This window comes from Pseudomonas sp. FG29 (assembly GCF_057809355.1).
In genome coordinates this window covers 25,907-39,455 of sequence record NZ_JBMDJU010000033.1, presented here as the reverse complement: position 1 = coordinate 39,455, position 13,549 = coordinate 25,907, and the positions used below count along the sequence as shown (strand labels likewise).

General features: G+C 62.5%; 10 protein-coding genes and 4 pseudogenes. 7 read left to right on the top strand and 7 right to left on the bottom strand.

Annotated features, from left to right (window positions below):
* Positions 1-178: 178 nt before the first annotated feature.
* Positions 179-535 carry a 6-carboxytetrahydropterin synthase QueD gene (gene queD / locus ACODS1_RS22230; protein WP_489087361.1) on the bottom strand — a complete coding sequence of 119 codons (357 nt, stop codon included), beginning with the start codon at positions 533-535 and terminating at the stop codon, positions 179-181.
* A gap of 108 nt (positions 536-643) precedes the next feature.
* Positions 644-1,723, bottom strand: coding sequence for a patatin-like phospholipase family protein (locus ACODS1_RS22225; protein WP_489087360.1), 1,080 nt, complete (start codon positions 1,721-1,723; stop codon positions 644-646).
* A gap of 157 nt (positions 1,724-1,880) precedes the next feature.
* Between ACODS1_RS22225 and ACODS1_RS22220 the strand changes: the two genes are divergently transcribed.
* The 4 genes from ACODS1_RS22220 to ACODS1_RS22205 are packed head-to-tail and all read left to right on the top strand — an operon-like array spanning position 1,881 to position 4,481.
* Positions 1,881-2,189, top strand: coding sequence for a PepSY domain-containing protein (locus ACODS1_RS22220; RefSeq protein ID WP_489087359.1), 309 nt, complete (start codon positions 1,881-1,883; stop codon positions 2,187-2,189).
* The gene (locus tag ACODS1_RS22215) at positions 2,189-2,503 is read left to right on the top strand and encodes a PepSY domain-containing protein (RefSeq protein ID WP_489087358.1); all 315 of its coding nucleotides are present in this window, start codon (positions 2,189-2,191) and stop codon (positions 2,501-2,503) included. Before ACODS1_RS22220 ends, ACODS1_RS22215 begins: the two co-directional genes overlap by 1 nt.
* Positions 2,503-3,171 carry a response regulator transcription factor gene (locus ACODS1_RS22210; RefSeq protein ID WP_322977540.1) on the top strand — a complete coding sequence of 223 codons (669 nt, stop codon included), beginning with the start codon at positions 2,503-2,505 and terminating at the stop codon, positions 3,169-3,171. The genes ACODS1_RS22215 and ACODS1_RS22210 overlap by 1 nt, the downstream gene beginning before the upstream one ends.
* Positions 3,168-4,481, top strand: coding sequence for a sensor histidine kinase (locus ACODS1_RS22205; RefSeq protein ID WP_489087357.1), 1,314 nt, complete (start codon positions 3,168-3,170; stop codon positions 4,479-4,481). The genes ACODS1_RS22210 and ACODS1_RS22205 overlap by 4 nt, the downstream gene beginning before the upstream one ends.
* A 3-nt stretch (positions 4,482-4,484) precedes the next feature.
* Here the strand turns inward: ACODS1_RS22205 and ACODS1_RS22200 are convergent, their stop codons facing one another.
* The 3 genes and pseudogenes from ACODS1_RS22200 to ACODS1_RS22190 form a co-directional block, all read right to left on the bottom strand.
* Entirely contained in the window at positions 4,485-5,081 is a 597-nt protein-coding gene (locus ACODS1_RS22200; protein WP_489087356.1) for an NADPH-dependent FMN reductase, read from the bottom strand.
* Positions 5,082-5,154: 73 nt separating this feature from the next.
* Positions 5,155-5,751 (bottom strand): annotated as a pseudogene (locus ACODS1_RS22195) (methyl-accepting chemotaxis protein); the annotation flags it as partial.
* A 261-nt stretch (positions 5,752-6,012) separates the two neighbouring features.
* Positions 6,013-7,080, bottom strand: a pseudogene (locus tag ACODS1_RS22190) (methyl-accepting chemotaxis protein); the annotation flags it as partial.
* Between the two features lie 447 nt (positions 7,081-7,527).
* Between ACODS1_RS22190 and ACODS1_RS22185 the strand changes: the two are divergent.
* The 3 genes and pseudogenes from ACODS1_RS22185 to ACODS1_RS22175 all read left to right on the top strand — a co-directional run.
* Positions 7,528-8,847 carry a Na+/H+ antiporter family protein gene (locus ACODS1_RS22185; protein ID WP_489087355.1) on the top strand — a complete coding sequence of 440 codons (1,320 nt, stop codon included), beginning with the start codon at positions 7,528-7,530 and terminating at the stop codon, positions 8,845-8,847.
* A gap of 116 nt (positions 8,848-8,963) precedes the next feature.
* Positions 8,964-9,494, top strand: a pseudogene (locus ACODS1_RS22180) (cache domain-containing protein); the annotation flags it as partial.
* Between the two features lie 153 nt (positions 9,495-9,647).
* A pseudogene (locus ACODS1_RS22175) lies at positions 9,648-10,646 on the top strand (methyl-accepting chemotaxis protein); the annotation flags it as partial.
* A 69-nt stretch (positions 10,647-10,715) separates the two neighbouring features.
* Here ACODS1_RS22175 and ACODS1_RS22170 read toward each other — a convergent pair.
* The gene (locus tag ACODS1_RS22170; protein ID WP_489087354.1) at positions 10,716-12,302 is read right to left on the bottom strand and encodes an ABC-F family ATPase; all 1,587 of its coding nucleotides are present in this window, start codon (positions 12,300-12,302) and stop codon (positions 10,716-10,718) included.
* A 298-nt stretch (positions 12,303-12,600) separates the two neighbouring features.
* Positions 12,601-13,512 (bottom strand): LysR family transcriptional regulator, encoded by a 912-nt coding sequence (locus ACODS1_RS22165; RefSeq protein ID WP_489087353.1) that lies wholly within the window; start codon positions 13,510-13,512, stop codon positions 12,601-12,603.
* Positions 13,513-13,549: the final 37 nt, after the last annotated feature.

The following is a 13,549-nucleotide window of genomic DNA, read 5'->3' as shown; positions in this document are numbered from 1 at the left end:
AGCTCCTATACGAAACCCCAGATCGCCTAGCGGTCTGGGGTTTCTTCTTTGCGCGCTGGAAAGGTCTGACGAGACGCAGGCCAGACGGCATAATCTGGGATGTCGCACTAGGTTCTGGCACCTTGAACCAATAAAAAGGCCACCTCGAAGGTGGCCTTTGGTGTTTTTTGCGGGCTGATCAATCGCCGCGGTATTCGCAACCGCTGGTGCAGGTTTCGTGGATACGCACTCGCGATAGCTCCGGCAGCAATGGTTTGACTTGTTGCCAGATCCACTTGGCCAGCACTTCGCTGGTTGGGTTCTCCAAGCCGGATATATCGTTCAGGTAGTTGTGGTCGAGCTGTTCATAGATCGGCTTGAAGATCGCCTTAATCTCGGAGAAGTCGCGAATCCAGCCGGTATAAGGATCGACGTCACCTTCGATGTAGATGGCGACTCGGAAGGAGTGGCCGTGCAGGCGGCCGCATTTGTGGCCTTCCGGTACGTGCGGCAAGCGATGGGCCGCCTCGAAGATGAACTCTTTGAACAATTCCACTGAACAGCGCTCGCGTAAAAGATTCCGCCTGACTGGCGTTGAGTCGCGCAGTTTATCAGGTCTGACGCGGTGGCTGCCTTATCAGGGCTGCACTGCAAGTGGTCGGTATCAGAGTGGCTGCAGGCGTTCTGCTAGGCGGCCACTCTCGACCAGCTCGAGAAATTCGTCCCCGAGCCTGACGCTTTCGGCCATGGCCTGGCGCCAGTAACGTTCGCGCCCTGCGTCATCACCCAGGTAGCGTTTGAAGTCAGTGCGATCCGGTAGTTTGCCGTGCGGCAGACTTGCCAGATATTCGCGTGACGGAGCAAGCAGCACTACATCCTGCAGGCGCATGCGGTCACCACGACGCCAGGGCATGCCCTTGTCGAACCAGCCCGGTATCACTCGATCAGTGAAGTGCGGGTAGAGCACGATGTCTTCGCCGTGGTAGGGCAGGTCGAGGTGGTAGTCGAGCAGACCGCCATCGCGATAGGCGCCTGGTAGCAGTCCGGGAATCTCGCGAATCGCCTCCATGACCATAGGAATCGATCCAGAAGCCAGCAGAGCGTGACGCAGGTTTTCCGCAGTCAGCGCATGGAAGTGCGAGCGAAAGTCATTGAGTGGCTCGAGAGGTGGTAACTGGCGAGCATCGTGCAGGATGATGCGATCGAAATGGCGTGCCAGACGCTGTCTGGCCAACAGGTTATTGCCAATCACCGAAGACAGGCCCAGGCTCAGTTTGCCGCGATGATCGTGCTGCAGCAGGCCGTGGCTTTTCACCACGACGATATGCAAGCGGTAATGAGGATTGCCGATGATGCTGGCGTCCTGATCTTCCAGCAGCTCCTCGAGCATGCGCCGGCAACTGCCGGACACCTCAGCCATGCTCACGCCCTTGGCGAAGCGCTGTGAGGTGTAAAGTTCGCCCAGGCGGCGGATACCTGCAGCTGGGTCGGGCAGACAGGCGCTGGCGAATCGCCAGGAGCCAATCGAAGCGCCTATTAGTGCGCGCTCGCGAGGGGCGCGCGCGAGCCAATCGCCGAACAGGGCCAGATCAAGCCCCTGGATACCCAATCCTTTCGGGCCACCGGCCGCGCCCGGCAGAATGCCGACATCCTGTGGACTCAGGCCTTGGTCGCGGATGCGTGCCAGGGCTCGATGTCCGGCCTTGATGGTCAGGGCTGGGGATTTGATCTGTATCGCGCTCATCATGCTCTCCGCTCGGCAAGCTGGCGATTATAGAATGCCGGTGCTCAGGGCCAAGTGGCTTCAGCCCATGAATGGGACTGCATTGGCGATGATTCAGCTTGAATTAAGTGCTACCTCATAAAGTGGTTCCATCCTGATTAGCCGATGGAGCTCATGCATGAAACCTTCGATCCTGCTTCTGGCCTTTGCCGTATCCACCAGCACCGTTACCATTGCCCAAGCCCGTGACCTGGGGCCGGACGAGGCGCTGCGATTGCGCGATGCCGGCACCATCAAGTCCTTCGAGCAGCTCAACGAGCTGGCCTTGGCCCAGCATCCGGGTGGCAGCATCCAGGAAACCGAGCTGGAAGACGAATATGGTCGCTACATCTATCAGATTGAATTGCGCGACGCCCAGGGCGTGCAATGGGATCTGGAGCTCGACGCCAGCACAGGCGCCATTCTCAAGCATCACCAGGACGACTGATGAGTAGTATCCGTATCCTCTCCATCCTGGCTCTAGTGGTTGGTGCCCTGAGCGCCGTCCCTGGCGTCGCGCGTGACCTCGACCAGGACGAAGCCCTGCGTCTGAGGCGCGAGGGCGTCATCCTGCCGTTCGAGCAGATGATGAAACAGCTGGAGCAGCAGCACCCTGGCTCCACTCTGCTGGAGGCTGAACTCGAGGAAGAGGACGGCGTACTGGTTTACGAGGTCGAGATACTCACGCCATCGGGCGTGGTACGTGAGCTCGAACTGGACGCCCGCAATGGGAAAATCTTGAAGGATGAGGAAGACGACTGATGCGGCTGCTTTTGGTTGAGGATCATGTGCCGCTGGCCGACGAGCTCACAGCCAGTCTCACACGGCAGGGATATGCCGTCGATTGGCTGGCCGATGGCCGTGATGCCGCCTATCAAGGGGCGAGCGAACCCTATGACCTGATCATTCTGGATCTCGGCCTGCCCGGCAAACCGGGGCTTGAGGTGCTACAGGAGTGGCGTGCCGGTGGCCTGAAAACACCGGTGCTGGTGCTTACCGCACGTGGCTCCTGGGCTGAGCGCATCGAAGGTTTGAAGGCGGGGGCCGATGACTACCTGACCAAACCCTTCCACCCCGAAGAGCTGGCATTGCGCATCCAGGCATTGTTGCGCCGCGCACATGGCCTGGCCAATCAGCCGCAGCTAGAGGCGGCAGGCTTGCAGCTTGACGAAAGCCGCCAGTGCGTCAGTTCCGGCGGGCAGAGCATTGATCTGACGGCGGCCGAGTTTCGCTTGCTGCGTTATTTCATGCTGCATCCCGGGCAGATCCTGTCGAAGAGTCACCTGGCCGACCATCTGTATGACGGCGAGACCGAACGTGACTCCAACGTGATCGAAGTGCATGTCAATCGTCTGCGCGGCAAGCTGGGCCGAGAGGTGATCGAGACCCGACGTGGCCAGGGCTATCGCTTCACCGGAGAGCGTGGGTGAGGTCGATTCAACGGCGCCTGAGCCTGGGGCTTGCCGGCGCCTTGCTGCTCGTAGGGCTGATTCTCGCGCAAGCGAGCCTGTGGGTATTCGACCGGGGGCTGCGTGCCTATCTGGAAGAAGACCTCCGGGACGAGGCGCAAGGGCTGCTGGCGGCTCTGGTGCGCGGTCCGGCAGGTTTACAGTTGGACGAGCGCCGGCTGGATCCGTCCTTTCAGCGGCAATTCTCCGGGCATTACTTTCGTATCGACTTTTCCGAGCAGAGCTGGCGTTCCCGTTCCTTGTGGGATCGGGAGTTGCTCAAGCCGGATGGCCCCGGCATGCATGCAGAACTGGGTGACGGCCCACAAGGTCAGCGCCTGCTGGTCTACCGGGCCGATTACCGACGCTACGGGCAGAATCTGACGATCAGCGTTGCGCAGGACTACGCGCCGATCCTGCAGGGCTTTCGGCGCATGCAGTGGTTGGGCTTGGGCATGGGCGGTGCCGCACTGCTGCTGATCCTCATCGCCCAGCGCTATACGGTGCGGCGAGCGCTGAAACCGCTTGAACAGGTGCGCCAGCAGATCGCCCAGTTGCAGCAGGGCCAGCGCAGCGAGCTGGACGCGCAGGTGCCCGAAGAGCTGGAACCACTGGTGGCACAGATCAACCACCTGCTGGCTCACACCGAGGAAACCCTCAAGCGCTCGCGCAACGCCCTAGGCAACCTCGGGCATGCCCTGAAAACGCCCCTGGCGGTATTGATCAGCCTCGCTGGCCGTGACGAGCTGGCGGCCTACCCGGCGCTACGGGCCACGCTGCATGAGCAACTGGAGCAGATCGAACAACGCCTGAGTCGTGAACTGGGCCGCGCCCGCCTGGCGGGAGAGGCGCTGCCCGGAGCGCGCTTCGACTGCGCGCAGGAACTGCCGGGCCTGTTCGCCACTCTGGCGATGATTCACGACCACGGGCTCAACCTTGAGTGGAAGGCGCCTGCCGGTCTCATCGTTCAGCGTGACCGCGAGGATCTGCTGGAGCTACTCGGCAATCTGCTGGACAACGCCTGCAAATGGGCTGACAGCCGCGTCCAGCTGGAGCTGGTCGAGGAGGGTGGCATGCTGCGGATTCATGTCGATGATGACGGCCCTGGCATCGAGCCACAGCGGCGCGAGGATGTACTCGGACGCGGTACTCGTCTCGATGAGCAGGTCGCCGGCCATGGCTTGGGCCTGGGGATCGTGCGCGATATCGTCGAAGCCTGGGGCGGCTCCATCGCCTTGCAGGACAGCCCGCTGGGCGGGCTGCGTGTGCTGTTGGAACTGCCGCGGCGCTAGCGGCTACATGCCGTTGGCGAAGGCCAGGTTGTCGAACCCAATGGCCGCACGCACCGGCTGCAGGGCATGGGCGTAGCGGATGAGGACGTCCAGCGTGTAATCGACGCGTTGGTGCATGCGCTGGTCGGCTTCGTCCTGCGGTTGCGAACCGTTGAGCACCTTCTCCACCTGGCGCACGATCAGATGCTCGGGCAGGTAGCAAAGCCGGCAGTTCTTGTAACTGGAGGCACGCAGTTCGCTGATCGGATAGGCGCCGCCGATGCCCGAGGAAACTCCGACCAGCAACCCAGGCTTGTGCGCCAGCTCGGCTTTGCTGGCATAGATGAAGAAGTTCTTGATCGCCGGGCAGGCCATGCCATTCCACTCGGGGGCGATGATCACCAGCGCATCGGCAGCGGCCAGTTGCTGGCGATAGAGCTCCCACGGGCCGCTGTCTTCAGCGGGCCACAGCGGCAGAGGCGCCAGGCCCAGATCGATGACGCTGGTGCTCGACTGGCTGGCGTGGCCCAGTTCGATCAGACGCTGACGGAGAAAGCGCGCGACCTTCCCGGACTGGCTGTTATTGCGGCTGGAGCCGGCAACCAAGGCAATGTTCAACATGCGGAATTCCTGGAAAAAGAACGCAGGCTAGGGCAGCGCGGGCCACCACGCAAGGTGATGGCCATTCAAGGCGCTAGACGCGGAACTGATCCATCAAGCCCTGCTGGTGATTGGCCAGGCGGTTGAGGTTCTGGCTGACCTGAGCCGATTCGCTGGCCTGTGCGGTAATGGCTTCGGTGACGTCACGAATCGAGGCGACATTGCGGTTGATCTCTTCGGCGACCGAACTTTGTTCTTCAGCCGCGCTGGCGATCTGCAGATTCATGTCGGTGATTACCGTCACCGCCTGGCTGATGCGCTGCAGTGCGGCGACCGCCATCTGCACCTGCTCGACACTGCCCTGTGCCTGGCGATGGCTGCTTTGCATGGTGCTGACCACCTCGCGGGTGCCGTTCTGTAGCTTTTCGATCACCTGGCGGATTTCCTCGACCGAGTCCTGGGTGCGCTTGGCCAGGTTGCGTACCTCGTCGGCGACCACCGCGAAGCCGCGGCCTGCCTCGCCGGCCCGCGCGGCCTCGATGGCGGCGTTGAGGGCCAGCAGATTGGTCTGTTCGGCGATGGCGCGAATCACCTCCAGCACCGAGCCGATCTGCTCGCTACTGCTGGACAGCCCCTCGACCTCCTGCATGGCGACATTCATCTCGTTGGCCAGCAACTCGATGCTGCTGGTGGTCTTGTCGACTTCCTGCTGGCCTTCGCGGCTGGCTTGATCGGCACTGCGCGCTGCTTCGGCGGCTTGCGCGGCGTTATGCGCGACGTCATGGGCCGTAGCACTCATCTCCTGGAAGGCCGTGGCGACCTGATCCACCTCGCGGTATTGCTGCTGCATGCCGGCGCTGGTCTGGCTGGCGATGGCCGCGGCCTGATCAGCGGTGCTGCGTGCATCGACGACGCTGTTCTTCACGTCGGCGATGATGGGTTGCAGCTTGTCGAGGAAGCGGTTGAACCAACTGGCCAGCTCGCCCAACTCATCCTGTTTGGCATAGCTCAGGCGGCGCGTGAGGTCGCCTTCGCCGCTGGCGATGTCCTTGAGCATCGCCGCCACACCGAGAATCGGGCGGGTGACACCGCGCGCGGTCAGCCACATCAACAGCAGGCCGGCTGTCATGGCGACGAACCCGAGCAACAGGGCGAACAGGCTGTCGCTGGCTCGACGTTCACTCAGTTGGCCACCGAGTTGAATGGCGCGCTCCAGTAGCACGGCTTTGGGCACGTCTAGCAGTACGCTCCAGGGTTTGGCTTCGGGGATCGGGCGGAAAGGGCTCAGCTCTCGCAGCGTATCGCCGTGATCGAGTTCAGCCGAGGTGCCGTTCTGCACCATTTGGCGCAATTGGGCCGCCTGCTCCGGATACGCACGCTCCACCGGCTGGCTCAGCAAGCTGGCATCGCTGCTGTGGCCGACCAGCAGCGCGGCCGGGCTGAGGATGCTGACGTGGCCCTGGCCGTCATACAGTTCGCGGTTGGCCTCCAGGCTGATGTTCTGCAGGCTGTCGAGGCTGATATCCAGGCCCATCACACCGATGATCTTGCCATCCTGCTCCAGCGGGAAGGCGATGCTGGTCATGAGGATGCGCTGCCCGGCCACCTCGTCATAGTAGGGTTCGAGCACGCAGGCCTGGCGTGTTTCGCGAGGGCAGGTATTCCAGGCGTTGTAGGGCACGCCATTGTCACCCAGGGTGCTGTCCGCCAGTAGCGATTCGGGCATCGCCTCTGAGGTCAGCTGACCGGGCGTCGGTTGGGACCAGTACAGCGAAAACCGCCCGGCATCGTTGCTGCCCAGGTTGGGCTGATCGGCGAAGAGTTCGTCCTTGCCATCCAGCGCGTTGGGTTCGAACACCAGATACAGGCCGAGCAGGCTGGGGTTGGCTTCGAGGCTGGTGCGTACCTGACGGGTGAGATCCTCACGCAGGTCGAAGGCATCGAGAAAGCGTTTTTTGGCTTGCTCGCGCAGGAACAGGATCTGCCTGGAGAACCCCTTGCCGTACTGGTAGGCATCCATGAAATAGCGCTGGATGCGAATGGCCTGCAGATCGGCGCGTGCCTTCAGGCGCTGCTTGGCGCTTTCCTCCAGCATGGCGGAACTGGCGTCCTTGACCAGCGTGGCGCTGCGGCTGGATTGGTACTGCGACGCACCGACCAGCAACGTGACGATGGCCAGCAGGCAAAGCCCGGCCAGCAAGGTGATCTTCCACTGGATGGATAGGCGACTAAATGGCATGGGCATCCTACTTCCGGCTTGGATATACAGTTGATGTCGGCGGGTGATGGCTGAATCTTGAATGCTTGCAAGTGGTTTTCAGCGACCGTCCATGCCTCGCCTGATCCGAATGTTGCACGCGCTGAGCAATATATCGAACATTTGCCGTTTTGACACCTCGAACCACTTCCGGCAGAGTACGCCGCTTTTTGCGGTCGATGGCCGCGCGTTGAGTGCTGGAGGCTTTTCATGAACGCTGTAATCGCTGCGGTTGGCATCATGCTGATCCTGAGCCTCTGTCGGGTTCACGTCGTGGTCGCGCTGATCATCGGTGCGCTGGCCGGAGGCCTGCTGGGTGGGCTGGGGGGCGAGGGCACCCTGGCGGCGTTCAACCAGGGGCTCGGTGGCGGTGCCACGGTTGCGTTGTCCTATGCCTTGCTGGGCGCCTTTGCCGTGGCCATCGCCAAGTCGGGCCTGGCCCATGCCTTGGCCGACAAGGCGCTCGGGCTGGTTGGCGGGCAGCAGGAGGGCGGCGGTAGCCTGCTCAAGTGGACACTGATCGCGCTGCTGCTTCTGGTGGCCATCGCCTCGCAGAACGTCCTGCCGATCCACATCGCCTTCATTCCGCTGCTGGTTCCGCCACTGCTGTACGTGATGAGCAAGCAGCAGATGGATCGACGCCTGATCGCCTGTGTGCTGACCTTCGGTCTGGTCACGCCCTACATGTTCCTGCCTGTCGGCTTCGGCAGCATCTTCCTCAACGAGATTCTCCTGGCGAACGTCGCCCGTGCGGGTGTCGATATCACGGGCGTGAGCATCACTCAGGCCATGGCGATTCCTGCGCTGGGCATGCTCTGCGGGTTGCTTGTCGCAGTGTTCATCAGCTATCGCGGCAAGCGCAGCTATGACCTGAAGAGCATCGAGCAGGCCGAGCGCGTGGATGTTCAGTACAACCCCATGAGCCTGCTGGTGGCTGGCGTCGCCATCGCCGCCGCCTTCGTCGTGCAGCTCTGGCTGGACTCGATGATCGTTGGTGCGCTGGTGGGCTTCGTCATCTTCTCGGTATCCGGCGTGGTGCGCTGGCGCGAGGCTGACGGCCTGTTCACCGAGGGCATGAAGATGATGGCCATGATCGGTTTCATCATGATCGCCGCCGCCGGGTTCGCCGAAGTGATGAAGGCAACCGGCGAGGTGAAGGCGCTGGTCGATGGCGCCGCCGAACTGATTGGCAACAACAAGGCGGTGGGCGCGTTGCTGATGCTGCTGGTCGGGCTGCTGGTCACCATGGGGATTGGCTCATCGTTTTCCACGGTGCCGATCATTGCGGCGATCTTCGTGCCGCTGGGCGTGCAGCTTGGCTTCAGCCCGCTGGCCATCGTCTGCATCGTCGGTACGGCCGGTGCCCTGGGCGATGCAGGCTCGCCGGCATCGGACTCGACCCTGGGGCCGACCGCCGGGCTGAACGTCGACGGCCAGCACAGCCACATCTGGGACAGCGTCGTGCCGACCTTCCTGCACTACAACCTGCCGTTGCTGGCGTTCGGTTGGGCTGCCGCTATGCTCCTGTAAGTGCAGGCGCCGTTACTAAATTTCTTGGGCTTTCGAGTCGCTTAACTCCAGAGCGGGGCTGCCGATACAAGTGGTAGCCCCGTTTTTGCGTCTGCCTGGCCTAGAGGAAAACAAGAATGCGCCTGACATTGAAAACCAAGGTAATACTGCTGGCTCTGGTGCCGGTGATGTTGTTTGCGTTGGTGCTCAGCGGTACCGCTGCCAAGGTGCTGCAGAGCTTGGCTGCCGATGAGGTAGCGGAGACCCGGGAGCGCCTGCTGCAGGAGAAGCGCAGCGAGCTACAGAGCTACATCCAGATCGCCGTCGGGGCCGTGAAAAGCCTCTATGACAATGCCAGCCAGGGCGACATGGCCAGTCGCGAGCAGGCCATCGCCATCCTCTCCAAGATCAAATACGGCTCCGATGGTTATTTCTTCGGCCACGACTCCAACGTGGTGCGCCTGTTCCGCAGCGATAGCCCGGTGGACGTTGGCAAGAGCCTGAACGATCGGCGTGATGTGAACGGTGTGTACATCAACCGTGAGCTGGTCAATGTTGCGAAGAACAACACCTACTACGTCAATTATTCCTCGCCGCTGCCGGGCAACGAGGCGGTGCAGGTGCCCAAGCTCGCCTACAGCTACTACCTGCCCAAGTGGGACATGGCCCTGGGCACCGCGCTCAACCTCGATGGTGTCGAAGCGCAGATCACCGAGGTGCAGGCGGCCATCGACAAGCGCATCACCACCATCATCACCAGCATCGTCGTTGTTGCAGCGGTGCTGCTGGTATTGGTCGGTATCGTCGCGGTTTGGCTGGGTAATGCTTTCCTGCGGCCGCTGGCGCAGATCAAGGCCAACCTCGACGATATTGCGGCAGGCGACGGCGACCTGACTCGGCGTCTGCCGGTGGCCAGCCAGGATGAACTGGGCCAGCTGTCCGGCTCCTTCAACCGCTTCGTCGAGAAGATTCATGGACTGGTGCGGCAGATCGCGGAAATGACCGGCCAACTCACCGAGCTGGTCGGCCAGGTTTCCGCCCAAACTCAGCGTTCCGAGCAGGCCATGGTGCAGCAGCGCCATGAGACCGATCAGGTCGCCACCGCGATCAACGAGATGTCGGCCGCCGCCCAGGAAGTCGCCAAGAGCGCGCAGGGCGCTGCCGAGGCTGCCCAGCAGACCGACCAGGAAGGCCAGGAGGCCAAGCGTGTGGTCGATGGCAGCATTCAGCGCATTCATGCGTTGGTCGAGGACATCCGCAGCAGTGGTGTATCCCTGGACAGCCTGCAGCAGGATGTCCAGTCCATCGTCAGCGTGCTCGACGTCATCCGTTCCATCGCCGAGCAGACCAACCTCCTGGCGCTCAACGCGGCCATCGAGGCGGCGCGTGCCGGTGAGGCAGGGCGCGGGTTCGCCGTTGTGGCCGACGAAGTTCGCGCGCTGGCCAGCCGCACCCAGCAGAGCACGCAGGAAATCCAGGGCATGATCGATCGCCTGCAGCAGGGCACCCAGGCCTCGGTCACGGCGATGCGTCGCTCCAGCGATGCCGGCGAGCTGACCAGCGAGCAGGCCAACAAGGCCGGCGCTTCCCTGGACGCCATCGCCCACCTGATCGCCACCATCAATGCGATGAACGCGCAGATCGCCAGTGCCGCCGAAGAGCAGACCGCCGTGGCCGAGGAGATCAACCGCAGCGTGCACCAGATCGCCGGGGCGGTGGACAGCGTCGCCAGCGAAACCGAACAGGGTGCGCTGACCGCGCGCAGCCTGGCCGGATTGGGTGATCGCCTCAATGGGCTGGTGCGTCAGTTCCGCATTTGACGCCCTAGCCTGATCCTGCGCCCATGAAAAAGCCCGCAATCGCGGGCTTCTTTATTTCTGTGGCAGACGTCAGACGATGATGCCCTGGCTGCGCAGGTAGTCGTCGTAGGTGCCGCTGAAGTCGGTCACGCCGTTATCCGACAGCTCGATGATGCGTGTGGCCAGCGAGCTGACGAACTCGCGGTCGTGGCTGACGAAGATCAGCGTGCCCGGGTAGTTCTCCAGCGCCAGGTTGAGCGCTTCGATGGATTCCATGTCCAGGTGGTTGGTCGGTTCGTCCATCACCAGCACGTTGGGTTTCTGGCAGGCCAGCTTGCCGAACAGCATGCGGCCCTGTTCACCACCGGAAAGTACCTTCACCGACTTCTGGATCTCGTCGGAGGAGAACAGCATGCGGCCCAGTGCAGCGCGGATGTTCTGCTCGCCGCTGGTCCACTGGCCCATCCACTCGAACAGGGTTTCGTCGGCTTCGAAGTCGTGGGCGTGATCCTGGGCGTAGTAGCCCACCTCGGCGCTGTCTGTCCACTTCACGCTGCCGGCGTCCGGCTGCATTTCGCCGACCAAGGTACGCAGCAGGGTGGTCTTGCCGATGCCGTTGGGGCCGATGATGGCCACACGCTCGCCGGCTTCGATGGTGAAACCGAAGTTCTTGAACAGCACCTTGTCGTCGAAGGCCTTGGACAGCTTCTCGACGGTCACTGCCTGGCGGTGCAGCTTCTTGTTCTGGTCGAAGCGAATGAACGGGCTGACGCGGCTCGACGGCTTGACCTCGGCCAGCTGGATCTTGTCGATCTGCTTGGCGCGGCTGGTGGCCTGCTTGGCCTTGGAGGCGTTGGCCGAGAAGCGGCTGACGAAGGTTTGCAGCTCGGCGATCTGCGCCTTCTTCTTGGCGTTGTCGGCCAGCAGTTGCTCACGCGCCTGGGTCGAGGCCGTCATGTACTCGTCGTAGTTGCCCGGGAACAGGCGTAGCTCGCCGTAATCCAGGTCAGCCATATGGGTGCAGACCGCGTTGAGGAAGTGACGGTCGTGGGAAATGATGATCATGGTGCTGTTACGCGCCGTGAGGATGGTTTCCAGCCAGCGGATGGTGTTGATGTCCAGGTGGTTGGTCGGCTCGTCGAGCAGCAGCACGTCCGGGTCGGCGAACAGCGCCTGGGCCAGCAGCACGCGCAGCTTCCAGCCGGGTGCCACTTCGCTCATCGGGCCGAAGTGCTGTTCCAGCGGAATGCCCAGGCCGAGCAATAGCTCGCCGGCGCGGGACTCGGCGGTGTAGCCGTCCATCTCGGCGAACTCCCCCTCAAGCTCACCGACCTTCATGCCGTCTTCTTCGCTCATCTCCGGCAGCGAATAGATGCGGTCGCGCTCGGCCTTGACCTTCCACAGCTCCGCGTGGCCCATGATCACGGTGTCGATCACGTTGAATTCTTCGTGGGCGAACTGATCCTGGCGCAGCTTGCCCAGACGCACGTTCGGCTCGAGCATCACCTGGCCGCCGGAGGGCTCCAGATCGCCGCCAAGAATCTTCATGAAGGTCGACTTGCCGCAGCCGTTGGCGCCGATCAGACCGTAGCGGTTGCCGTTGTTGAACTTGACGGAAACGTTCTCGAACAGCGGCTTGGCGCCGAACTGCATGGTGATGTTAGCGGTGGAGATCAAAGGACTTACCTATCAGTAACTTGAAGTGCGCTGTTTAACGGGGGATACCGCTTCGAGCCTTGCAACCCGGCCCGAACCGAGGAAGACCAACCTGCGCAAATGAGTGAACGCTACGACCCTGCCGGCAGACGAGCCGCTAAGGCTGGTGAGGCATGGGTGGGAGTGTCGGGCATCGTGACGCCGTGGCCTGGTGGTGCTCAGCGCGGCGTCGAGGCGCGCAATGGTATCACTTGGCATGCCGAACCACAGCCCATCCTGTCTCAGGTTGCTTGGTTGGGCACGACGGTGCGGTTGGGCGTCAGGACACGAGCGTAGCCGTGACGCTGCTCAGGGCCGCGATGAAACGCTCCATCGAAGTGCTGTGCGGCACGCCCTGGCGGGTGATGCAGTGGCACTTGGCGTTGTAGGAAAAGCGCGCAGGCCAGATCGGGCGCAGCGTACCGCGCGCCACCAGTACTTCGGCGTAGTGCCCGGGCAGGTAGCCGATGAAGTGGCCGGAGGCGATCAGCGAGGCGACGGCCTCGGTCGAGGCGGCGCTCGACACGCTGTTGAAGGGGAAGGTGAATGGCTTGCGATTCTCCACCACCAGACCACGGTCGACGTATTCGGCGCTGAAGATTTCCGTGTCGCTCAGGGTGCTGTCGGTGCGGGCGAAGAATGGGTGGCTACGTCCGCAGTAGAGGTTTTGCTGTTCCTCGAACAGCTCCTGGTAGTGCACGCCGGACAGCTGGTGGTCGAACACGCCGATGGCCAGGTCGAGGTCACCATTGATGACCGCCTGTTCGAGCCCCTCGGCGGTGAGAATCTGCAGCACGATGCGGGTGTCTGGAATCGCTTCACGCAAGCGCGCCAGGGCCAGCGGCACCGGCGCCGGTTCGAGGGTGATGAGGTTGTCGATGCTGCCCAAGCGCAAGGTTTCAGGGTGGTGAGCATTGAGCATGACCAGGCGCTGGCGGAAGCGCTCCATGTCGGCGTTCAGCTCCTGCGCGGCGGCATACACCTGGGCGCCCTGGTCGGTCAGCTGGAAGCCACCCTTGCCGCGCCGGCAGAGGGTGTAACCCAGCCGCGTTTCCAGGTCGCGAACCGTCACGCTCAGGCGCGGCAGGCTGGTGTTCAGGCGAACCTGCGCAGCGGTGAAACCGCCAGCCTCGACGATCGAGCAAAAGATGCGCAGCATTTTCAGATCGATGTCCGAGAGATTGGCCAGCATGGGGTGATCCGCCTGTCAGGTCTGTCTTGTTGCCCGC

Bases quoted from the DNA above. Each gene is read 5' to 3' on its own strand.
- ACODS1_RS22215 (WP_489087358.1), top strand. From the start codon at position 2,189: ATGAGTAGTATCCGTATCCTCTCCATCCTGGCTCTAGTGGTTGGTGCC.
- ACODS1_RS22225 (WP_489087360.1), bottom strand. From the start codon at position 1,723: ATGAGCGCGATACAGATCAAATCCCCAGCCCTGACCATCAAGGCCGGA.
- ACODS1_RS22200 (WP_489087356.1), bottom strand. From the start codon at position 5,081: ATGTTGAACATTGCCTTGGTTGCCGGCTCCAGCCGCAATAACAGCCAG.
- ACODS1_RS22165 (WP_489087353.1), bottom strand. From the start codon at position 13,512: ATGCTGGCCAATCTCTCGGACATCGATCTGAAAATGCTGCGCATCTTT.
- ACODS1_RS22185 (WP_489087355.1), top strand. From the start codon at position 7,528: ATGAACGCTGTAATCGCTGCGGTTGGCATCATGCTGATCCTGAGCCTC.
- ACODS1_RS22220 (WP_489087359.1), top strand. From the start codon at position 1,881: ATGAAACCTTCGATCCTGCTTCTGGCCTTTGCCGTATCCACCAGCACC.
- ACODS1_RS22210 (WP_322977540.1), top strand. From the start codon at position 2,503: ATGCGGCTGCTTTTGGTTGAGGATCATGTGCCGCTGGCCGACGAGCTC.